Source organism: Pseudomonas sp. (assembly GCF_049590575.1).
In the GTDB taxonomy this organism is placed as follows: Bacteria; Pseudomonadota; Gammaproteobacteria; order Pseudomonadales; family Pseudomonadaceae; genus Aquipseudomonas.
The window spans coordinates 1-18,404 of record NZ_JBAWDE010000093.1 but is presented as its reverse complement, the minus strand read 5'-3'; the positions used below and the strand labels follow the sequence as shown (position 1 = coordinate 18,404).

At 61.7% G+C, this 18,404-nt stretch carries 23 protein-coding genes; 10 read left to right on the top strand and 13 right to left on the bottom strand.

The window, feature by feature from the left end; all coding sequences use genetic code 11:
• Positions 1-112: 112 nt before the first annotated feature.
• The 4 genes from WBR57_RS07440 to WBR57_RS07425 form a co-directional block, all read right to left on the bottom strand.
• A complete protein-coding gene (locus WBR57_RS07440) occupies positions 113-448 on the bottom strand; it encodes a DUF6124 family protein (RefSeq protein WP_424083282.1) in 336 nt (111 codons plus the stop codon).
• 331 nt (positions 449-779) lie between these two features.
• A complete protein-coding gene (locus WBR57_RS07435) occupies positions 780-1,739 on the bottom strand; it encodes a quinone oxidoreductase family protein (protein ID WP_424083281.1) in 960 nt (319 codons plus the stop codon).
• Positions 1,740-1,767: 28 nt separating this feature from the next.
• Entirely contained in the window at positions 1,768-1,941 is a 174-nt protein-coding gene (locus WBR57_RS07430) for a DUF1427 family protein (RefSeq protein WP_424083280.1), read from the bottom strand.
• A gap of 87 nt (positions 1,942-2,028) precedes the next feature.
• Positions 2,029-2,793 carry an AraC family transcriptional regulator gene (locus WBR57_RS07425; RefSeq protein WP_424083283.1) on the bottom strand — a complete coding sequence of 255 codons (765 nt, stop codon included), beginning with the start codon at positions 2,791-2,793 and terminating at the stop codon, positions 2,029-2,031.
• A gap of 117 nt (positions 2,794-2,910) precedes the next feature.
• On the opposite strand from WBR57_RS07425, the gene WBR57_RS07420 reads away from it, so the two are divergent.
• Entirely contained in the window at positions 2,911-3,153 is a 243-nt protein-coding gene (locus WBR57_RS07420; protein WP_424083279.1) for a DUF6555 family protein, read from the top strand.
• A 15-nt stretch (positions 3,154-3,168) separates the two neighbouring features.
• Positions 3,169-3,432, top strand: coding sequence for a hypothetical protein (locus WBR57_RS07415; protein WP_424083278.1), 264 nt, complete (start codon positions 3,169-3,171; stop codon positions 3,430-3,432).
• A 41-nt stretch (positions 3,433-3,473) separates the two neighbouring features.
• Here WBR57_RS07415 and WBR57_RS07410 read toward each other — a convergent pair whose 3' ends face one another.
• From WBR57_RS07410 to WBR57_RS07400, 3 genes are all read right to left on the bottom strand, one after another.
• Positions 3,474-3,644, bottom strand: a complete 171-nt coding sequence (locus WBR57_RS07410; protein ID WP_424083277.1) for a metallothionein — start codon at positions 3,642-3,644, stop codon at positions 3,474-3,476.
• An 89-nt stretch (positions 3,645-3,733) separates the two neighbouring features.
• Positions 3,734-4,186, bottom strand: coding sequence for a DMT family transporter (locus tag WBR57_RS07405; protein WP_424083276.1), 453 nt, complete (start codon positions 4,184-4,186; stop codon positions 3,734-3,736).
• A gap of 4 nt (positions 4,187-4,190) precedes the next feature.
• Positions 4,191-4,679 carry a DMT family transporter gene (locus tag WBR57_RS07400; protein ID WP_424083275.1) on the bottom strand — a complete coding sequence of 163 codons (489 nt, stop codon included), beginning with the start codon at positions 4,677-4,679 and terminating at the stop codon, positions 4,191-4,193.
• A 117-nt stretch (positions 4,680-4,796) separates the two neighbouring features.
• On the opposite strand from WBR57_RS07400, the gene WBR57_RS07395 reads away from it, so the two are divergent.
• Entirely contained in the window at positions 4,797-5,729 is a 933-nt protein-coding gene (locus WBR57_RS07395; RefSeq protein WP_424083274.1) for a LysR family transcriptional regulator, read from the top strand.
• A gap of 95 nt (positions 5,730-5,824) precedes the next feature.
• Here the strand turns inward: WBR57_RS07395 and WBR57_RS07390 are convergent, their stop codons facing one another.
• From WBR57_RS07390 to WBR57_RS07380, 3 genes are all read right to left on the bottom strand, one after another.
• The gene (locus WBR57_RS07390; protein WP_424083273.1) at positions 5,825-7,144 is read right to left on the bottom strand and encodes an Nramp family divalent metal transporter; all 1,320 of its coding nucleotides are present in this window, start codon (positions 7,142-7,144) and stop codon (positions 5,825-5,827) included.
• A gap of 38 nt (positions 7,145-7,182) precedes the next feature.
• A complete protein-coding gene (locus tag WBR57_RS07385) occupies positions 7,183-8,739 on the bottom strand; it encodes a DUF726 domain-containing protein (protein WP_424083272.1) in 1,557 nt (518 codons plus the stop codon).
• Positions 8,740-8,848: 109 nt separating this feature from the next.
• Positions 8,849-9,646, bottom strand: coding sequence for an AraC family transcriptional regulator (locus WBR57_RS07380; RefSeq protein WP_424083271.1), 798 nt, complete (start codon positions 9,644-9,646; stop codon positions 8,849-8,851).
• A 107-nt stretch (positions 9,647-9,753) separates the two neighbouring features.
• Here WBR57_RS07380 and WBR57_RS07375 point away from each other — a divergent pair, with 107 nt between their 5' ends.
• The 5 genes from WBR57_RS07375 to WBR57_RS07355 all read left to right on the top strand — a co-directional run bounded on the left by WBR57_RS07375 (position 9,754) and on the right by WBR57_RS07355 (position 14,818).
• Entirely contained in the window at positions 9,754-10,539 is a 786-nt protein-coding gene (locus WBR57_RS07375) for a crotonase/enoyl-CoA hydratase family protein (protein ID WP_424083270.1), read from the top strand.
• An 80-nt stretch (positions 10,540-10,619) separates the two neighbouring features.
• The gene (locus WBR57_RS07370; protein WP_424083269.1) at positions 10,620-11,582 is read left to right on the top strand and encodes a diiron oxygenase; all 963 of its coding nucleotides are present in this window, start codon (positions 10,620-10,622) and stop codon (positions 11,580-11,582) included.
• Positions 11,583-11,627: 45 nt separating this feature from the next.
• Positions 11,628-13,532 (top strand): asparagine synthase (glutamine-hydrolyzing), encoded by a 1,905-nt coding sequence (asnB, locus tag WBR57_RS07365; RefSeq protein ID WP_424083268.1) that lies wholly within the window; start codon positions 11,628-11,630, stop codon positions 13,530-13,532.
• 53 nt (positions 13,533-13,585) lie between these two features.
• Positions 13,586-14,491 carry an EamA family transporter gene (locus tag WBR57_RS07360; protein ID WP_424083267.1) on the top strand — a complete coding sequence of 302 codons (906 nt, stop codon included), beginning with the start codon at positions 13,586-13,588 and terminating at the stop codon, positions 14,489-14,491.
• A gap of 204 nt (positions 14,492-14,695) precedes the next feature.
• Positions 14,696-14,818, top strand: coding sequence for a hypothetical protein (locus WBR57_RS07355; RefSeq protein ID WP_424083266.1), 123 nt, complete (start codon positions 14,696-14,698; stop codon positions 14,816-14,818).
• Here the strand turns inward: WBR57_RS07355 and WBR57_RS07350 are convergent.
• From WBR57_RS07350 to WBR57_RS07340, 3 genes are all read right to left on the bottom strand, one after another.
• Complete coding sequence (locus WBR57_RS07350) at positions 14,808-14,963, bottom strand: hypothetical protein (RefSeq protein ID WP_424083265.1); 156 nt, start codon at positions 14,961-14,963, stop codon at positions 14,808-14,810. The genes WBR57_RS07355 and WBR57_RS07350 overlap by 11 nt on opposite strands.
• Positions 14,964-15,027: 64 nt before the next feature.
• Positions 15,028-15,333 carry an XRE family transcriptional regulator gene (locus WBR57_RS07345; RefSeq protein ID WP_424083264.1) on the bottom strand — a complete coding sequence of 102 codons (306 nt, stop codon included), beginning with the start codon at positions 15,331-15,333 and terminating at the stop codon, positions 15,028-15,030.
• Positions 15,326-15,691: a type II toxin-antitoxin system RelE/ParE family toxin gene (locus WBR57_RS07340; RefSeq protein WP_424083263.1), complete on the bottom strand. Its 366-nt coding sequence runs from the start codon at positions 15,689-15,691 to the stop codon at positions 15,326-15,328. Before WBR57_RS07340 ends, WBR57_RS07345 begins: the two co-directional genes overlap by 8 nt.
• A gap of 245 nt (positions 15,692-15,936) precedes the next feature.
• On the opposite strand from WBR57_RS07340, the gene WBR57_RS07335 reads away from it, so the two are divergent.
• Both WBR57_RS07335 and WBR57_RS07330 read left to right on the top strand, forming a co-directional pair.
• The gene (locus WBR57_RS07335) at positions 15,937-17,745 is read left to right on the top strand and encodes a monovalent cation:proton antiporter-2 (CPA2) family protein (RefSeq protein ID WP_424083262.1); all 1,809 of its coding nucleotides are present in this window, start codon (positions 15,937-15,939) and stop codon (positions 17,743-17,745) included.
• 72 nt (positions 17,746-17,817) lie between these two features.
• A complete protein-coding gene (locus WBR57_RS07330) occupies positions 17,818-18,372 on the top strand; it encodes a hypothetical protein (RefSeq protein ID WP_424083261.1) in 555 nt (184 codons plus the stop codon).
• Positions 18,373-18,404: the final 32 nt, after the last annotated feature.

The window sequence follows — 18,404 nt, the reverse complement described above, 5'->3', positions numbered from 1 at the left end:
AGCGGGCTTGCTCGCGAATGCGGTGTTCCAGTCAACGTTTCTGTGGCTGACCCACCGCTTTCGCGAGCAAGCCCGCTCCCACATTTTTTAACGGTATCAAGGCTTGAAGTCGCTAGCTCGTGGGATGGGCCACGTTCAGTGCTTTATCCACCAGCAGTTGCACCCCTTCCAGCATCCGACAGATGCCCAACGCGACATTGCGTTGAGCCCCCTCGATTTCAAACGCCATATGGGTGGCAATCTCGCTGAGGGACGCCAAGTCCTGGGACGCATTGACCAGCAAGGTTTCCGTGCCCAGGTCGGCGCGCACGCTGAAGAGCCCGTCAGTAGGTTCGGGGATTGGTTTTCCGGGATTGAGGTAGTGGTTGATCGCTCGGTAGGCCACTTCGTGCAGGGTGCTGGTATCGAAGTCTTGCTGGGCGGGGGGATTTGGGCTGTCTTTGATCATGGTGGAACTCCTGGTAGTGGAGCTGCCAACACTTGCGGTCAAACAAAGTGGGGTGGCAGCTGAACGCGGGTTGACCGACCGGAACCAGGGATCCGGCATACCCGAAGGTATCCCGCGCACAGCTGCCGCGACACGATACATCAAGCTTAGAAAAAACGCCTGACATAGGTCTTGGTTGCTGTAGCGCACTGGTTTAGTCGGACGGTCAAATCCGATCGCTGAATTGTCAGCGACGGCAGTGAGGTTAGTCAGCCGCCTTCCGAGCCACAACCTGAAACCCTTGTAGGAAACCTCCGAGCGAAACTCACTCCCAAAGCCCAGTGAAGATCTGCTAAGGCAGGAAGATGATCTTGTCGGCACTGCCGCCGTTCACCTCTTCATAGCACTGCACCCCATCGGCCAATGCCACTTCGCGCAGGCCGGTGGGCAACGGCAGCAAGCCCTCATCGAAGAAGCGCCCGAACTGCTCCAGCATCCCCGCGCATTGCTCACAGTTGTAGAGCAACGAGTTGATCCCCACCACCGAGCCGCCCTTGCGGTAGAGGGCCAGGGCCGGCAATTGCACATGGCCGTCCACCGGCGCGGCGATGATTGCGATACGGCCGAACGGCGCCAGGCCTGCCACCGCCGCCGGCAGCCAGAAACCGGTGGTGTCGAAGATTACGTCGGCGCCGCCCTTGAACACGGCATTGACCTGCGCGCCCAGCGTTTCGGGTGCACCCAGGGCAATCGCCTCAAACCCTTGCGCCTGCAACACCTCAATCTGATCCGCCTTGCGCACGGCCGCCAGTACCTGGGCACCGCGAATTTTCGCCAACGCCAAGGCTGCGCTGCCTACGGCGCCATTGGCCCCAATCACCAACAACCGCGTGCCTTTGCCCACGCCGCTGCGTTCGAGTGCGTCCCAGGCGGTGGTGTACGGCACGCCCAGGCTGGCCGCTTGGGCGAAGCTCAGGTGAGTGGGTTTATGCGCCACCCCGTTGGCCGATACGGTGAGGTACTGCGCGTGGGAGCCGTCGGCAAAAAAACCCAGGTCACGGCCAGTGCCCCAGACTGCCTGGCCAACCAGTGCCGGCGGGCCTTGCACGACCACACCGGCAAAGTCGCGACCGGGAATGCGCGGCAAGGTGGTGTAGGGGAACCGGCCGAGCACGTTTTTGACGTCGCTGGGGTTCAGGCCCGCGGCCTTGATCTGTACCAGCACTTCATCGGCGGCCGGCACCGGGGTGGCGACGTCGACGAAACGCAGGGCAGCGAGGTCGCCGGTGGCGGAAAATTGCAGTGCTTTCATAACGCAATCCTTAACGGGGAAGTAGAACTCAGGACAACCAGCCAATGACCAACTGCCGCCCCATGGGCCATAGCTTTTCACCCAGCAGCATGCCCATCAGGCCCACCAGCGCGATGGCCGGCGGCGCCGGTGAGCGAAAGTCCAGGGCGCCGTAGAGCACGCCGACAAACAGGCCGATGGCGAGGGAGATCAGGTAGTTCATGGCGTCGGGCCTTTTAGGTTGGTGGACCCAGTCTAGAGCGCCCAATTCTGAAGCATCGGCCAAGTGCTTCAGGATTTCGGCCAACCCTCAGCCGATGTACTGCGACGGTGGGGCACCGAGTTCACGACGGAACATGTCGCTGAAACTGCTCGGCGAGTACCCGAGGGAACGCGCGATACCGCTGACCGACTGGCCCTGGATCAACTCCGCGACCGCCGTGGCCAGCTGAACCTGGCGGCGCCATTCGGCGAAGCCCATGCCCAGGTGGTTCTGGAACAGCCGCGCCAGGGTGCGCACGCTGGCGCCGGCCGTTTCGGCGTGCTGTTCGAAAGAGATCTCCAGGGACGGTGCAGCCATGACCGCCTGGCATGCATTGATCAACCGCCGATCCGCGTCCACCGGCATCGCGATGCGGATCTGCGAGCGGCGCGCCCGTTGCAGCTCCAGCAGAGCCAGGCCGACCGCCGCGTCGTAATACCCCGCATCAATGCTGTCGCCCTGCTCCACCAACGTCACGATCAACTCGCGCAGCAGCCCCCCGACTTCGATCACCTGCACCTGGCCGTCCAGCGTTGCCGCCAACGCCGGGCGCAGGTAGATATTGCGCATCTGCAAATCCGACACCACGCGGATTCCGTGTTCCACCCCAGGCGGCAGCCACACCGCGCGCTGGGGCGGCACCACCAAGGCTTCGCGCGGGGTCTCGACCCACATCACGCCGCTCATGGCATAGAGCAATTGGCCCCAGTCATGGCTATGCGGCTCCACGTAGAGCCCACGCGGGTAGGTGCGCGCAAGCGGTTGCACGGGGACGGCGTGATCACTGAGATCGGGGGGCGCAGCCAAGGCCATGGTGTGCGAATCAATCAAGGGTGAGCCGCCATGGTAATGACCACCGCCCGACAATCCGAGTGAATTTTTAGCGCTCACAAGGATCACTTGCTTTACACCACCAGGGTTGAGGGGCCAATGAATAACGCAAAACTGTTTGTGATCGACTACACCCTGCATGGCGAGCCCAGGTCATTCATTATCCGCCTGGAAAAGCTCGACACGCTGGAAGCCTGGCACTGGGCAAGCTGTGATGCCGGCGTGGGCCGTATCGGCCGCTTCGCCCGCGAACAGGTGAAGAAAACCAGCCAGGAGCAGGCCGAAAAATTCGGCATTAAAAATGTGCAATGGCGCCGCTCGGATGCGCGCGCTCAGGCTTGAAAGGGAGGGACCAGCATGGCTTCAGTCAATGGCAAGGCGCGCATTGATTACACTCAGGACACCTTGTTCGGCCCACTGGCCAAACATGTCGAATGCCAGGTCAGCGTGCAACGCAAAGCCGGAAGGTTGGAATTGAAGGTGTTCGAACCGCTGCCGAGTGACCTGCACGCAGCGCGCACGGTGGTGTTTGCACTGGAGGGGCGGCGGACCAGCGCGGTGGTGAAAGACAGCCATCGGCTGTCCGACCATAGCCTGCGCCTGGATCTGGAAACCCAATAATAAGGTGGGAGGGAGCAACCCCTCCCACCTGTTGACCGTGCTCAGCCTTTGGCCGATTTGGCGCATTCGCAGCCGGTGGCGGCTGCACAAGGTTCGCCATGCGCGTGGTGCTCGGCACAGCCCTGGCAGCAATAGCCCTTGCCATCTTTCATTATCGCGTCGACACCCAACACACACTTGCAATGTGGGCAGGCACAGGTTTCATCAGGCATGGTCAGACTCCTTATTCATGGTCGTCCCGGTGCGGCGGGCGCCGGCACCTTAAGCAGTGACTGCGGCCCGCCGTCGATGGTTCAAACCTTCAATCGGTGCGCGTATTGCTGCGGTACATGAACACCAGCGCCAGCGCCAGGCAGGCCATCGCCACGATCCGGCTGCCGGACAATTCGATGGCCGGATTGCCCAGCCAGCCGAAGTTGTCGATCAACATGCCCATGCCCAACTGACCGACAATCACCGCCACGGTGGCGACTGCCGTCCCGACCACGGGCACTGCGCCGACCATTACCATCATGTACACCACGCCGAACAGCGCGCCGGTCAATTGCCATTTGGGCACGTCCAGCAAGCTCAAGGCCTGGGCCGGTTCAAAGAAGAAGATCAGCAACGCGGTGGTCAGCGCGCCCACCGCAAACGTCAGCAAGCTGCTGCGCAGTACGCCGACGGCCTTGCCAAGGCGACCATTGATCGCCGCTTGCACGCTCAACACCGCACCCGCGGCGATCACCAGTACCAATAACAGAATCAGATTCATCGCCTTACCCTCGTGCAATCAAAACAAGTGCCGCCACAATCAACGCGAGGGCAATCCAGCGCTCGCCATTCACGCGTTTACGCGCGGTGCCGAACCAGCCGAAATGGTCGATCAATACGCTCTTGCCCACCTGCCCCGACAAGATCGCGATCATGGTCATCGCGATGCCGATATGCGGCGTGGCCAGGGTCAGCACCACCACATACATCGGCCCGAGGAAGCCACCGATCAATTGCCAGCGTGGCAGGTCGGTCAACGCCGGCCCCTTTTGCGGGCCGCTGAACAACAGCAACAGGTACAGGATCGCCGAGCCAACGCCAAAGATGCTCAAGGTCGCCCACAGGTGCCCGACCTGCACACCCAGCGGCCCGAGTAAACCGGCCTCGACCGACAGGCCCATGCCGGCCAGGATCACCAGCGGCAGCAACAGCAACCGCAGAAGGTTCTTTTTCGGCGTAGCCTGCGCTACGCCCTCAATGGAACTTGCTTGCATACATCACCTGCGCGTCAAGATAGGAAACATGGCGCGCATTATCCGGTGGCCGTGCTGTGCGATAAATGGGAGCATACGGACAACACCTTTGCGCATTACGCACAGACTGGAGACCCGATGCAGGGCTTGAATGAATTGAGTTTCAAGGCATTGCGCCTGTTTGTCGCCGTGCTGGACCATGGCAGCTTTTCCGAAGTGGCGCGGCGCGAGGGGCTGGCGCCCTCCTCCATTTCGCGGCAGATCCAGCTGATGGAGCAGGCCCTCGGCCAGCAATTGCTCTATCGCCACACCCGCGCGGTGAGCCCGACCGAAGCCGGGCGCCTGCTGGGGCGGCATGCGCGGCTGATGCTGGAACAACTGGAAGCGGCCGGCCAGGCCCTGCAGGAACAGGAAAGCGAGCCCAGCGGGCTGGTGCGCATCAACGCGCCGATGGTGTTCGGCCAGCGCCATCTGTCACCGTGGCTGGGCGAGTTGTGCCGCCGCTACCCCAAGCTGCAACTGGACATCCAGCAAACCGACACCTACGTCGACCCGCTGCAGGACGGCACCGACTTGATGTTCCGCATCGGCGTGCTCAACGACTCCAGCATGCAGGCGCGGATTTTCGCGCCCCAGCGCTTCCGCCTTGCCGCCAGCCCCGCCTACCTGGCGGCGCACGGCACGCCCCGGCACCCTGACGAGCTGGTCAACCACCAATGCCTGGCCTACAAAGGCATCACCGGCCAGCAACGCTGGTTCTTCCGCCGTGGCCAGGGCGACTGGAAGCCCTACAGCGTCAAGGGCCCGATCACCGGCAACCACGCCGACACCCTGACCCACGCTGCCGAACAGGGCCTGGGGCTGGTGGTGTTTCCATCCTGGCTGATCGGCGAAGGCCTGCGCGCCGGCACGTTGCAGGCGGTGCTGACCGACTATGAAGTGGCAACCACCCTGGAACCGCAGCAGATTGCCGCGTTGTGGCCGGGGAGCCGGCGGTTGTCGCTCAAGGTGCGGACGGTGATTGACTATTTTGTCGAGTGTTTTGGGGCGGTGCCGTATTGGGATCGGTGATTCGCGATTACTGCCTGGAAAGCGGATTCAGTGAGCTGCCGATCACCTCAATACACGCCCCTGGCGATCCTGATCTAGCCCTTCCAGGCTTTCAATCAGAACACCCACTGCCCAATCAACCACGCATTCGCGCCACTGATCACCGCAAACAGGAACCACGCCAGCACCCGGGTAGGCAGCCGATTGACGAACGGGCCCATCAGTTGCTTATCACCGGTCATGCGGATCAGCGGGTACAGGGCAAACGGCAATTGCAGGCTGAGCACCACCTGGCTGAGGATCAGCAGCTTGCCAATCGCATCGTCGCCCATCAGCCACACCCCGAGGAACGCCGGGATCAGCGCCAGCCCACGGGTGATCAGGCGCCGTTGCCAGCAGGGAATACGCAGGTTGAGGTAGCCCTCCATGATCACTTGGCCGGCGATGGTGCCGGTAAAGGTCGAGCTTTGCCCGGAAGCCAGCAAGGCGATGCCGAAGAGAATGCTGGCGAAAGCGCCGCCTACCAGCGGGTCGAGCAGGTGGTAAGCGTCCTGGATTTCCACCACATCGGTATGGCCGGTCTTGTGGAAAGCAGCGGCAGCGAGCACCAGGATCGCGGCATTGACCAGCAACGCCAGGGCCAGGGAGCCGATGGTGTCGATACGCGCCAGTTTGACCGCGTCCTGTTTGCTGGCGAGGTCCTTGCCGATCAGCCGGGTTTGCACGATCGAACTGTGCAGGTAGAGGTTATGCGGCATGACCGTGGCGCCGAGGATGCCGATGGCCAGGTACAGCGGCGCGGCATCGCTGATGGCCGACAGTGACGGCGTGAAGCCGCTCAATACGTCCGGCCAGTAAGGTTTGATCAGCACCAGCTCGATGAAGAAACACACACCGATGGTTGCCACCAGCGCCAGCATGATCGCCTCCAGGCGCCGAAACCCGCGGTTTTGCAGGGCCAGGATCAACAGCGTGTCAAAGGCGGTGATCACAATACCGGTGGTCAGCGACACGCCCAGCAGCAAGTGAAACGCCAGGGCGCAGCCGAGCACTTCAGCGAGGTCGGTGGCAATAATCGAGATTTCCGCCAACACCCACTGAGTGTTGGCGTTGCGCCGGCTGTAGCGTTCGCGGCTCAGTTGCGCCAGGTCCTTGCCGGTGGCGATGCCCAGCCGTGAACACAGGCACTGCACCGCCATCCCTGCCAGGCTGGCCAGCAACACCACGAACAGCAGGTTGTAACCATAGCGCGACCCGGCCTCGATGGCCGTGGCCCAGTTGCCCGGGTCCATGTAGCCGATGGAAATCAGCAGCCCGGGGCCGGCGAACATCAGGGCGCGCTTGAAGAACGAAGCCTTGGGGTCAACGGCGACGGAGCCGGCCACTTCCGGCGGGCAGAATGGAGCGGTAGCGATTTTTGGCAGGCTGAATTTCACGCGGTATCCCAGGCAAACACACAAGACAAGGGCGCAGCTTAGCAGTCGGATGCGACCGTGCGCATCACCGTCTCCCGAGGCAGATCAAACGCTTCCACCACTTGCACCACCAAGTCCATCTCCTGGTTCAGGGCTTCACGCTCCATGCGCTGGCGAATCACCCCGATCACCAGCACCGCCAGGGTAGTAATGGAGTAAGCAGGGCCGGAAAAAGCGCGCACACCACTCACCAGCAGCATCGCGGCGGCCAATGCCTGCCCTACTACCGGGATCGCGGTGGCCGCGCCACGCCGCATGATAAAGCCGGTCAACCCCGCCAGCGCCGTACCGCTCAGGGCAGCGGTGGCCGAGCGGCCGACACCGAAACGGCTGAACACGCCCTGCTCTTTCTGTGCAGCGGCCTTGAGCTCGGCATCGAACACCTGCCGGTCGGCACTGCTGAGTTTGGCCTTGTACTGCTCGATCAGCTTTTCCGCGACCTGAGCCTCAACGTCAGCCAGCGCCACGGTAGCCAGGGGCTGGCCAAACTTGATCCCCAGCCGCTGCGCTACATCTTCGGCGATCTGGCGGTAATTCACGCCATGGCCACGGGCCAGGTTCATGAAGCTGTCACCGCCCATGCGCTGCAACTCGATGGCCAACCTGAGCGGCTCGCGCACCGTGGCGTCGATCGACGCGCTGCGCTTTTGCGCCATCAACTCAGCGAGGAACTTCAACTCCTCAGGCCGCGCCTGCACCAGCGCCGGGAACAGTTCCGCGTCCTCTTCGGCAAAGCGCACTTCGCTGCTGCGCTGGTCGGAACGGATCATGCCGCGCCGCTCGTGCAGTAGGTCGGTGTACTGCACCACGGTCTGCAATTGCGGCCAGTAGGCGGCGTGATCGAAGGTGGCCAAGTGCACATTGGTGACCTTGGCCTTGAGCGCCGGCGTCAGCGGAATCGCATAACGACCAATGCAACGCTCGGTGTCCGGCTTCATGGCCAGGGCCCAGTCCTTGCTCGAGTGGCAGTTGATCACACGGCCCTTGAGCGGTGCCGACACCTCCTCCCACGGGCTCGACGTACAGATCGCGCCGCCCATCAACAGCAGGTTGTCCAGCGGCAGTTCGCGGGCGGTTTCGGGGCTGGCCAGCAGGCTCTTGACCAGAATCCGCGCGCCCAGAGAATGCCCGATCAGGTTGATCCGCCGCACCTCCAGCGCCTCGCCATGCAGGTAATTGGCCAGCTCGGGCAGCAGGCTCCTGGCCACTTCGTCCACCCGCGCCTCGACGCTTTTATAGTGGTCGAGGAAGTACGCAATCGCCTTGCCCACCCCCACCGTCGCCGCGCCCAGGTTGCCGCCGCCAAGCATGGCGCTGATCACGTCCTTGAACGGCGCAAACAGGTTTTCCAGGAAGTGCCCTGCCGGCCAGAACAGCATCAGGTTGGTCGAGCCTTCGATACTCGCCAGCTGTTGCTTGAAGTTGCCCAGCTGTTGCCGGTTGAAGAACGCCGAGTAACCGTGAACATAGAGATTGAGCACATCCCCCTGGGGCTCGCCACACAACACGAACGTGGGCTTGCGGGTGCGGTGCATTTCATCCCACTGGTGCTGCATGGGCCAGTGACTCCTGGTGACGATGGAGCGCGATAGTAACAAAGGGAGACGCTCAACGCCGTACCGCTCGGGCAAAAGGCACCAGGTTGGCATCCCCTGGCGGCCCCTTTCAGAAGATCGACGCCGCCTTGGACTTGGCCAGGTAGCGCGCCGGTGAGTCGCCCAGGTTACGCCGGAACACGGAAGTGAACGCGCTGGAACTGCTGAACCCCAACTCCAACGCTACATCGGTGATGGACGAACCATGGCTGAGCCGCGCCGTGGCTTCCAGCAGGCAGACCTGCTGACGCCACGAGACGAACGTCATGCCGGTGCATTCACGAAAGTTACGGGTGAAGGTGCGCCGGCTCATGCTCGACCAATCGGCCATCTCGCCGATGGAGATCTTCTGCGTGGGCGCGTCGAGAAAGCGCTGGCAGGATCGGGCCAGGCGCGACTCGGAGGGCAGCGGCGCGCTGAGGGGCAGTTCGGGCATGGCGCCGATTTCATCAATCAACAGGGTCAGCACGCAGCGATCCCTGACGCTGGGCGCGGCAGACGGCCCGATCGCCAGCGCCGCTTCCAAGAGATGGCGCAGCAACGGCGAGACGCCAAACACCTGGCAATAGTCCTGCAAGCCAGCGCGCTGGGCCGCATCGTCATCCAGGTAGGTGTTGAGCATCACCACATCGCCGCGCATGTGCATTTCATGCGACACCCCACCCGGCACCCAGATTGCCCGTTGCGGCGGCACCACCCAATTGCCCAGGTCGGTGAACATCTTCAGCGCCCCGGTGGAGGCATAGGCGAATTGCCCACGGCGGTGCGTATGCCTCGGAAACACGGTGCCGGACGGGTACTCGCGCAGCGTCACCACCGCTTCGGGGCTATCGCGCTCATAGGGGGAAAAAGTGAAGGTCGGCGGCATGGCCCGATTTTGTCAAAGTATGACCTGACATAGCAAGCGGGCCATCTATTCGCCACCTAGAATCGTCGCTCCCCAAGTTGGGTTCATTTCGAAGGGATATTCGGACAATGAGTGTCAAAAACTACTTGGATGTACGCGTAGACGGCGCCGTGCTGATGGTGGGACTCAACCGCCCGCAGAAGCGAAATGCCATGTCTCTCGACGTCATGCACGAACTGCGCGATACCTTCAGCAACTTGCCTGAGGGTATTGGTGCCGCCGTGCTCTACAGCACCAGCCAACACTTCTGCACAGGGTTGGACCTGTCGGAAATCCGCGACCAGTCGGTGATCGACAACGTCCAGGCCTTTCGTGAATGGCACAAGACGTTCGAGCTGATCCAGTTCGGCAAAGTGCCCGTGGTCGCCGCAATCACCGGCGCCGCCATCGGTGGCGGCCTGGAAATCGCCACCGCCTGCAGCTTGCGCGTGGTTGATGACAGTGCCTTCTTCTCGCTGCCCGAAGCTATGCGTGGCCTGTATGTGGGGGTTGGCGCCTCGGTACGCTTCCCACGCATCGCCGGCATCGCCCTGATGACCGACATGATGCTCACCGGCCGTACGCTCTACGCCAAGGAAAGCTATGAGCGCGGCGTCGCCCAATACCTGGTTCCGGTTGGCCAGGCGGTGCTCAAGGCCACGGAATTGGCCCACAAGATCGCGGGCAACCTGCCCATGACCAACTACGCGGTCACCCACGTGTTGCCGCGGATTGTCGATCAGAGCCAGCAGGACGGCCTGATGACGGAAGCCTTGATTGCTGCGGTGGTGTCCTCCGACGTCCGAACACAGGACCGCCTGGCGGATTTCCTGGACCGCAAGAAGGACAAGATCCAGGCCGCGCCAGCGGTGTAACTCCCGGTCGTGAACGTTGCCGAGCCCGCCTCGGCAAACCATGGATGGCCTTCACAACTCACTATCAATCCGGTGAAACTATGTTTCAGCACAGCCCTCAAGACGATCTTTATCGCAGCAATGACGCAGCCGATGAACGACTGATCAAAATCGAACGCAGCTGGCACAAACGCGCACAGATCAAGCTCGATTCACAACGCCCGGATATCGAGCTTGACCTGCAGGCGCCGGACTTTCTCGAGGCGCTGCTACCCTTCGCCCATGACCCGCATTACCAGCACTACCCTCACGCGCTGAAGCTGTTGATCCTGTCGGCCGGCTGGGTCATCTACAACCAGAAAACCATCGCCATCGAAACCGAGATCATCTGCCCGTCCTGCCTCGACCTGTTGCAACTGGGCTCGCGCCTGAGTTCGGCCAGCGCCGCGACGATTTCCGAAACCCTCGCCGATGAGGCCTACCACACGCTGTTTTCGATCAACATGTGTGAACTGGCGATTACCCAGCGTGGCATGCGCATCAAGTGGCCGGAGCTGGAATTGACCCGCCACCTGAGCCAGGCGCAGGCCACCCTGTCCGAGGCGGACTTCAAGGTCTACCGCCTGGCCTTCTCGCTGGTATCGGAGACCTTTATCAGCGACTACCTGGCCGACCTCAGCGACGCGCCCGAGATCCAGCCGGTGTTTCGCCACGCGGTGGCCCTGCATAAAAAAGACGAGCTGGTGCACAAGCACATCTTCCCGCTGTTCGTGCAGCAAGTCGTCGGCGATTTCACCGCGCAGCAAACCGCCTTGTTTACCCGTGGCATCGCCAATTCGATCCGGATTTTCCCAATGCGCGAGATTTCCGCGTGGCGAATCATCCTGCCGCAACTGCTCGAAGTGTTCGGTGATCAAGCGCTGCTGCTGCCAACTCAATTTAGCGAGACCGGCGAAGCGGACTACTCGGCCATGCCCGAGATCCTCAGCTCAATTGGCATACATCCCGCCGCGGTGCTGCCTGAGTTGCAGGTAATGCCAGAAGAACCGGTAACCACCGTTTGAACCCAGCGTGCCGCTGACCACGACAAATTCAATAGAGTAATTTTTATGTGTGGATACATTGGCGTCTTTGCCAAGCAACCCCGTGCGTTCAACCCGAACATGTTCGATGCCGCCCTGCGCGCCATCCATCATCGCGGCCCGGACAGTTCCAGCCAGTGGTTCGACCCCAAGGGCCAGGCAGCTTTCGGCTATGTGCGCCTGGGCCTGGTCGGCCTTGGCAATGGTACCCAGCCGATCGTGGCTGACGAAGGCGACCTGGTAATGATGGTCAACGGCGAGTTCTATGACTATCAACGCATTCGCGCCGAACTGGAGGGGTTTGGTTGCCGCTTCAAGACCTCGTCCGACAGCGAAATCGCCATGCACCTGTACCGCCGCCACGGCGTACGCGGCCTCAAGCAACTGCGTGGCGAATTCACCATCCTGATTTTCGATCGCCTGCGCAAAAAACTATTTGCCGTGCGCGACCGCGTCGGCGTCAAGCCGCTGTACTACACCGAACATGAAGGCGCGTGGTACTTCGCCTCTGAAATCAAAGCCCTGCTGGCTGCCGGCGTTCCGGCGCAGTGGGACCACGAGTCCTACCCCAGCCGCGGCTTTATCCTGCGCGACCGCACGGTGTTCAACAACATTCGCAGCGTCAAACCGGGGTGCTGGATCATCGCCGACGAAAGCGGCCTGCAGACCGAGCAGTATTGGGACTGGGACTTCCCCGACGCCCAGGCCACCGAGCAGCGCAGCGAAGCCGAGATGATCGATTCCCTGCGCACCACCATCGAAGAATCCGTACGCCTGCGCCTGCATGCCGATGTGCCGGTGGGCGTATGCCTCAGTGGCGGGCTGGATTCCTCGGCGATGCTGGGGATTGCCACTGAGCTGACCGGCCAGCCGTTGCAGGCTTTCCACCTGTCCTTCGAGGGCGAACAGGCCTATGACGAGCGCCAGTACGCCGAGATTGCCGCGCGGCATAACCGGGCTCACCTCAACGTGTTGTCGGTGAACGCCTCCGACATGGCGGACAACTTCGAAAATGCCCTGTGGCACGCTGAAATGCCGTTTGCCAACGCCCACAGCGTGGCCAAGTACCTGCTGTGCAAATTCGTGCAGGGCCAAGGCATGCGCGCGGTGCTGACCGGTGAAGGCGCGGACGAAGTCTTCGGCGGCTACCCCCACTACCGCCGCGACATGCTGCTGTACAACCACGAGCATCAGGACCCGGCGGTGGTCGCCGAACTGACCCGGCGCCTGCACGCCAGCGAAGACCGCTACCTGCCCGGTGGCAAGAACGACGTGAAATGGGTGCAGGATGAACTGGGCCATGGCGTCTCCTGGCTGCAGACCCAGTCGGCGCTTTTCGGCCCGCTGGCGCAGTTGTACAGCGACGACTTCCGCGAGCGTTTCTGCGATGTGGATGCCTATCGTCAGTTCTATGACCGCCTGAGCCCACGCGCACTCGATGACTGGGAGCCGGTCAACCGTTCGCTGTACATGGTGGCCAAATCCAGCCTGCCTAACGTGGTGCTGACCTCCCTGGGCGACCGCATGGAAATGGCCGGCAGCCTGGAAGGCCGCCCGCCGCTGCTGGACCACCAGGTGATCGAAGCCGCCTGCCGCCTGCCGGTAAACATGAAAGTGCGCGGTGCCACCGAGAAATACGCGCTGCGCGAGGCCATGCGCCCTTACGTGCCGCAGGCGGTGCTGGACCGCAAGAAGCAATACTTCCGCGCGCCACCGGCGTCCGAAAGCCCGCAATCGAAACTGTTCGAGATGGTCAACGACCTGTTGAGCGGCCCGGCCTTGAGTAACGTGCCGTTCTTCGACCCGCGTAAAGTGCGCGCCTTGCTGGCAACGCTGCCAAGCCTGTCGCCAGCGCAGCGTGCGTCGGCGGATAATCTGTTAATGGAAATTGCCGGGCTGTGCCTGATGCAAAAACGGTTCGCTTTGAACTGATTTGACCGCGGCACACCGCCTTTGCGATGTGCCGCGCGACCCAAGGAGGGTCCATGCTGAAAAAACACTTATCACTCGCCGTACTCGTCACCCTGGTCTGGGGGGTGAACTTCCCCATCACCAAACTGGGTCTGCGCGCGATCGACCCGTTTGTGCTCACGGGCATCCGCTTCGCCCTCGCCGCCTTGCCGCTGGTGTTCTTTATCAAGCGCCCTGCGGTGAAATTCAGCTACGTGGCCGCCTACGGCTTTATCTTCGGGCTGGGCATGTGGGGCGTGATCAACTACGGCATTCAGGTGGGCGTGAGCCCGGGCATTGCCTCGCTGATCATTCAACTCAGCGTGTTTTTCACCATGGGGTGGGGCTTTGTACTGTTCAAGGAAAAAATCCGTGGCGCGCAGATGGTCGGCGCTGTCCTGGCCCTGATCGGCCTGGCGGGGATCATTTCCACCCAGGAAGGCAACCACGCGGTGCTGGGCGTTCTGCTGATCGTCCTCAGCGCGGTGGCCTGGAGCGTGGGCAACGTGATCATCAAGAAATCCGGGGTCAAGGAGATCTTCTCGTTCATGGTCTGGGCCAGCCTGATCCCGCCGATCCCGCTGTTCCTCACCGCCTGGCTGATGCACGGCAGCGCCCCGTTCGAAACCCTGCAGGCCAGCCTCGACCTGACGGCAATCCTGTCGATCCTGTTCCAGGTCTACCTGGCGACGCACTTTGCCTACTGGGGCTGGAACTCGCTGCTCAAGCTGTACCCGGTGTCCACCGTGGCGCCACTGTCCCTGTTGATTCCGGTGTTCGGCATCACCAGTTCGATGCTGATTATCGGCGAGCGTATTTCCACGCCTAACCTGATTTCCATCGGGATCATCATTGCCGGGCTGGCCGTGGGGCTATATCGCAAACCCGCGACCCCGGCAGCGGTGGCGCCTCAGCCGATTGTGCATTTGGATAGACAGTGATGGCATCAATTCGGGATTTTGTTCGCTCATTCCGTGCTCTAGCCTGGGTTAAGTCTTGTACTGAACTGAAGGAAGCACTATGAACACGCCCGAATTTTTCGCTACGCCAGGCTATGGCGACACCCTGCGCGAGAATCTCGCACTACTCCCAGGCGGTGAAGGTAGGCAACCGTGTTGAAACCTCGGGTCAGGGCGGCTGGGACGATGAGTTCCAGATTCCGCCAGTACATGCCCGACCACGCGCCGATCTGGACGCAAATCGGTGTCGAAGCCTTGGGCTTGCCGACGATGCGCGTGGAGATCCGCGTGACCGCGATTATTCCCTGACCCCGAACGTGCGAATCACCCAATCGGCAAACACCTTGAGCCGCGCGCTCTGGTGGCGATTGGGCGGGTAAAGAATATGCAGCGGCGTGAATGAGCCGGTTTTGACAACACGGACAAAGGCGCGCATGGCGAGGAGTTGGTTCACGAGAGCCGCCCTTTATCAAATGCCCGGCGCATGGCCTGGCGCTTGCAAAAAAACCTGTGCGCCTTCAGCACGCGAAGTTTTCGATCTTGACCTGACCGTCGGGAAACGTCGCGATAATTTCCAACTCACCGCCCATCGCCCGGATGTAGTCACGCAACGTGCTGATGTACATGTCGGTGCGCCGCTCCATTTTCGAGACGGCAGCCTGGTTGATATTCAATATTTTTGCCAGGCTTTCCTGGCTCAACTGCCGAGCCTTGCGCAGCTCATGCAGCGGCATTTCCTTGAGGTGTTGCTGGAGCAACTGCTCGGCCTCAGCACGCGCCTGTGGCGTCATGCGGGCTTGGAGGTCAGCGAATTTCTTAGCCACGTTTACGGCCCTCTTCACGCACTGTTTCCAAATGCACGTCGTGCAGCTTTTCTGCCACGGGGACGTGCGCTTCATACCATCGATGTTGCCCGGTCTTATCACCGCCAATCAGTAACAACGCACATCGTCGTGGATCAAAGGCGTACAACACCCTGTAAGGCCGCCCCGCATGCTGTATGCGCAGCTCTCGCAAGTTGCCGTGCCGTGAGCCCTTGATATCGCTGCTGTGGGGGAAGCTCAAACCGGGTTCGAAAAGGCCCGGCAGATCTACGCTGGCCGACACCGAAACCTGTTCCTTTTCACCCAAATGTTCCCACCAGGCTCCGAATTCATCCGTGTATTCAATTTCCCAACTCATGCAAATATGCCATCCAAGGAATATAAACTCAAGAGTCTGAAAACTAGTAGATAAACCGGATGAACTGCCACCCGCCAACCTGAGGAAATTGTTTGTACATCCTTCCGACGCGGCGGCAGAACAGGCCTGGCGTAACGGAATGGCGCGCCATGCACGATCCCGCGCTGCAAAAACACAATTATCCATATGTAAAAAGCGCTCTAATACCCGCCTGTTGATTGGTTTTAAAGATCCTGGAGTTCGCAATGCCCCATGAAGGCAACCTGTTACAAGCAGCCGTGGTGTTCCTGCTCGCCGCCGTGCTGACCGTGCCCCTGGCCAAACGCCTGCAGTTGGGCGCGGTGCTGGGCTATCTGTTCGCCGGTGTGATCATCGGCCCGTCGGTGCTGGGATTGATCGGCAACCCGCAAAGCGTGGCGCAGTTCTCCGAACTGGGCGTGGTGCTGCTGCTGTTTATCATCGGCCTGGAACTGTCGCCCAAGCGTTTGTGGGTGATGCGCAAGGCGGTGTTCGGTGTCGGCCTGGCCCAGGTGCTGCTGACGGGTTTGGTCATGGGCGCCGTGGCGTTGTGGCTGTTTGGCCAGCCCTGGAACAGCGCGATTGTGCTCGGCCTGGGCCTGGCGCTGTCGTCCACCGCGTTTGGCCTGCAAAGCCTGGCCGAGCGCAAGGAGCTGAACCAACCCCACGGGCGCCTGGCGTTTGCGATCCTGTTGTTCCAGGACATCGCCGCGATCCCATTGATCGCCATGGTGCCGCTGCTGGCCGGCAGTGACCATCCGACCACCGAAGCCCAGGGTCTGCAGCATGTGCTGCAGATCCTCGGCAGCATCGCCGTGGTGATCATCGGCGGGCGCTACCTGTTGCGACCGGTGTTTCGCATCGTGGCCAAGACCGGCCTGCGCGAAGTGTCCACCGCAACAGCGCTGCTGGTGGTGATCGGCACCGCCTGGTTGATGGAACTGGTGGGCGTGTCCATGGCCCTCGGTGCGTTCCTCGCCGGCTTGCTGCTGGCGGACTCGGAGTACCGCCACGAACTCGAATCCCAGATCGAGCCGTTCAAGGGCCTGCTGCTGGGGCTGTTTTTCATCAGTGTGGGCATGGGCGCCAACCTCAGCCTGCTGCTCAGCTCGCCGCTGATCGTAATCGGCCTGACCCTGCTGTTGATCGGCTTGAAGCTGCCGATTCTGTACGCCGTGGGCCGAATGGTGGGTGACCTCAACCGCGAAAGCGCCCTGCGCCTGGGCGTGGTGCTGGCGGCCGGGGGTGAGTTCGCCTTTGTGGTGTTCAAGATCGGCCGCGACCAGGGCCTGTTCGAGCCACATTTATATGACGTGCTGGTGCTGACCATCACCCTGTCGATGGCGGTGACGCCGCTGCTGCTGTTGGTGTGCCCGAAGCTGTTCAAGCCCAAGGTCAAACCGGTGGAAGTGCCCGAGGAATACCGCACCATCGAAAGCGACGCGCCGCGCGTGGTCATCGCCGGGATGGGCCGTATGGGCCAGATCGTGGCGCGGATCCTGCGCGCGCAGAACATCTCGTTCATTGCCCTCGACACCTCGGTGGAAACCATCGAGCTGACCCGCAGCTTCGGCGGCATGCCGGTTTTCTATGGTGACCCGCAGCGGCCGGAAATCCTTCACGCGGCCAAGGTCGACCAGGCGGAATTCTTCGTGATCGCCATGGACGATCCCGAGATCAACATCAAGACCGCCGAGCTGGTGCGCAACCTCTACCCGCACATGAAGATCATCGCCCGCGCGCGTAACCGCCAGCACGTGCACCGCCTGGTCGACCTGGATGCCTCGCCGATTCGCGAGACGTTCTATTCCAGCCTGGAAATGAGCCGCCGCACCCTGGTGGGCCTGGGGTTGAGCCAGGCCCAGGCCGATGCGCGCATCACCCGTTTCAAGCACCACGACCTGCAAGTGCTCGCCGCGCAACACGCGGTGTACGACGATGCGGCCAAGGTGATGCAGACCGCCCAGGAAGCCCGTGCGGAACTGGCCCGGTTGTTTGAGATGGACCGGCTTGAGGAAGAGTCCGACAAGGTGTGAGGCTGGAGATGAACGATATTGCGATTTTTCTGACAGAATACGCCGCAATTTCGTTCATCTCTGGAGCGCTTCATGGCCACCCTTACCAAGACCGCAGCCCTGTTGGCCCTCGCGCTTGCCGCCGGCAGTGTGTTCGCCGCCAGCAAGCCGGCCACGCAAACCATCTCCACCTTGGGCGGCAAGTTCACCTTCACCCTGCCCAAGGCCTACACCGCCGACACCCTGCCGTCCGGCAAGGCCGAGGACGGCACTGCGGACACCCAAGGCACGATGTACGCCAACCGCACAACGAAAAGTGTGGTGATCGTCGCCGAAACCCTGCGCAAGGATGGGGTCACCATCAAGGACAACGACCCGCAGTTCCTCGATGGCGCCGTGGCCGGTTTCGTCAAGGACCAGAGCGCCGCCCTGCCCGACTTCAAGAAGTTGAGCGAGAAAAAACTGACCTTCAAGGGACTCGGCCTGCGCCAGGTGGACAGCACCGCCACCCAGGGCGGCGGCAAGACCTTGAACTCGACGTTCCTCGGCGGCTCGGGCAACCACTTGCTGGTGATCCAGGCGATTTCGCGAGCGGATGATGTGAAGGGGCATGCGGAGCTGGTGAAGCAGATTACCGGCGGCAAGTAACCCGCTCTACTCAGCGACACACAACCAGATGT

What these genes read in the sequence shown, in the direction of transcription:
- WBR57_RS07440 (WP_424083282.1), bottom strand. Translation starts at nt 448, where the DNA reads ATGATCAAAGACAGCCCAAATCCCCCCGCCCAGCAAGACTTCGATACC.
- WBR57_RS07435 (WP_424083281.1), bottom strand. Translation starts at nt 1,739, where the DNA reads ATGAAAGCACTGCAATTTTCCGCCACCGGCGACCTCGCTGCCCTGCGT.
- WBR57_RS07430 (WP_424083280.1), bottom strand. Translation starts at nt 1,941, where the DNA reads ATGAACTACCTGATCTCCCTCGCCATCGGCCTGTTTGTCGGCGTGCTC.
- WBR57_RS07425 (WP_424083283.1), bottom strand. Translation starts at nt 2,793, where the DNA reads ATGGCCTTGGCTGCGCCCCCCGATCTCAGTGATCACGCCGTCCCCGTG.
- WBR57_RS07420 (WP_424083279.1), top strand. Translation starts at nt 2,911, where the DNA reads ATGAATAACGCAAAACTGTTTGTGATCGACTACACCCTGCATGGCGAG.
- WBR57_RS07415 (WP_424083278.1), top strand. Translation starts at nt 3,169, where the DNA reads ATGGCTTCAGTCAATGGCAAGGCGCGCATTGATTACACTCAGGACACC.
- WBR57_RS07410 (WP_424083277.1), bottom strand. Translation starts at nt 3,644, where the DNA reads ATGCCTGATGAAACCTGTGCCTGCCCACATTGCAAGTGTGTGTTGGGT.
- WBR57_RS07405 (WP_424083276.1), bottom strand. Translation starts at nt 4,186, where the DNA reads ATGAATCTGATTCTGTTATTGGTACTGGTGATCGCCGCGGGTGCGGTG.
- WBR57_RS07400 (WP_424083275.1), bottom strand. Translation starts at nt 4,679, where the DNA reads ATGCAAGCAAGTTCCATTGAGGGCGTAGCGCAGGCTACGCCGAAAAAG.
- WBR57_RS07395 (WP_424083274.1), top strand. Translation starts at nt 4,797, where the DNA reads ATGCAGGGCTTGAATGAATTGAGTTTCAAGGCATTGCGCCTGTTTGTC.
- WBR57_RS07385 (WP_424083272.1), bottom strand. Translation starts at nt 8,739, where the DNA reads ATGCAGCACCAGTGGGATGAAATGCACCGCACCCGCAAGCCCACGTTC.
- WBR57_RS07380 (WP_424083271.1), bottom strand. Translation starts at nt 9,646, where the DNA reads ATGCCGCCGACCTTCACTTTTTCCCCCTATGAGCGCGATAGCCCCGAA.
- WBR57_RS07375 (WP_424083270.1), top strand. Translation starts at nt 9,754, where the DNA reads ATGAGTGTCAAAAACTACTTGGATGTACGCGTAGACGGCGCCGTGCTG.
- WBR57_RS07370 (WP_424083269.1), top strand. Translation starts at nt 10,620, where the DNA reads ATGTTTCAGCACAGCCCTCAAGACGATCTTTATCGCAGCAATGACGCA.
- asnB (WP_424083268.1), top strand. Translation starts at nt 11,628, where the DNA reads ATGTGTGGATACATTGGCGTCTTTGCCAAGCAACCCCGTGCGTTCAAC.
- WBR57_RS07360 (WP_424083267.1), top strand. Translation starts at nt 13,586, where the DNA reads ATGCTGAAAAAACACTTATCACTCGCCGTACTCGTCACCCTGGTCTGG.
- WBR57_RS07355 (WP_424083266.1), top strand. Translation starts at nt 14,696, where the DNA reads ATGAGTTCCAGATTCCGCCAGTACATGCCCGACCACGCGCCGATCTGG.
- WBR57_RS07340 (WP_424083263.1), bottom strand. Translation starts at nt 15,691, where the DNA reads ATGAGTTGGGAAATTGAATACACGGATGAATTCGGAGCCTGGTGGGAA.
- WBR57_RS07335 (WP_424083262.1), top strand. Translation starts at nt 15,937, where the DNA reads ATGCCCCATGAAGGCAACCTGTTACAAGCAGCCGTGGTGTTCCTGCTC.
- WBR57_RS07330 (WP_424083261.1), top strand. Translation starts at nt 17,818, where the DNA reads ATGGCCACCCTTACCAAGACCGCAGCCCTGTTGGCCCTCGCGCTTGCC.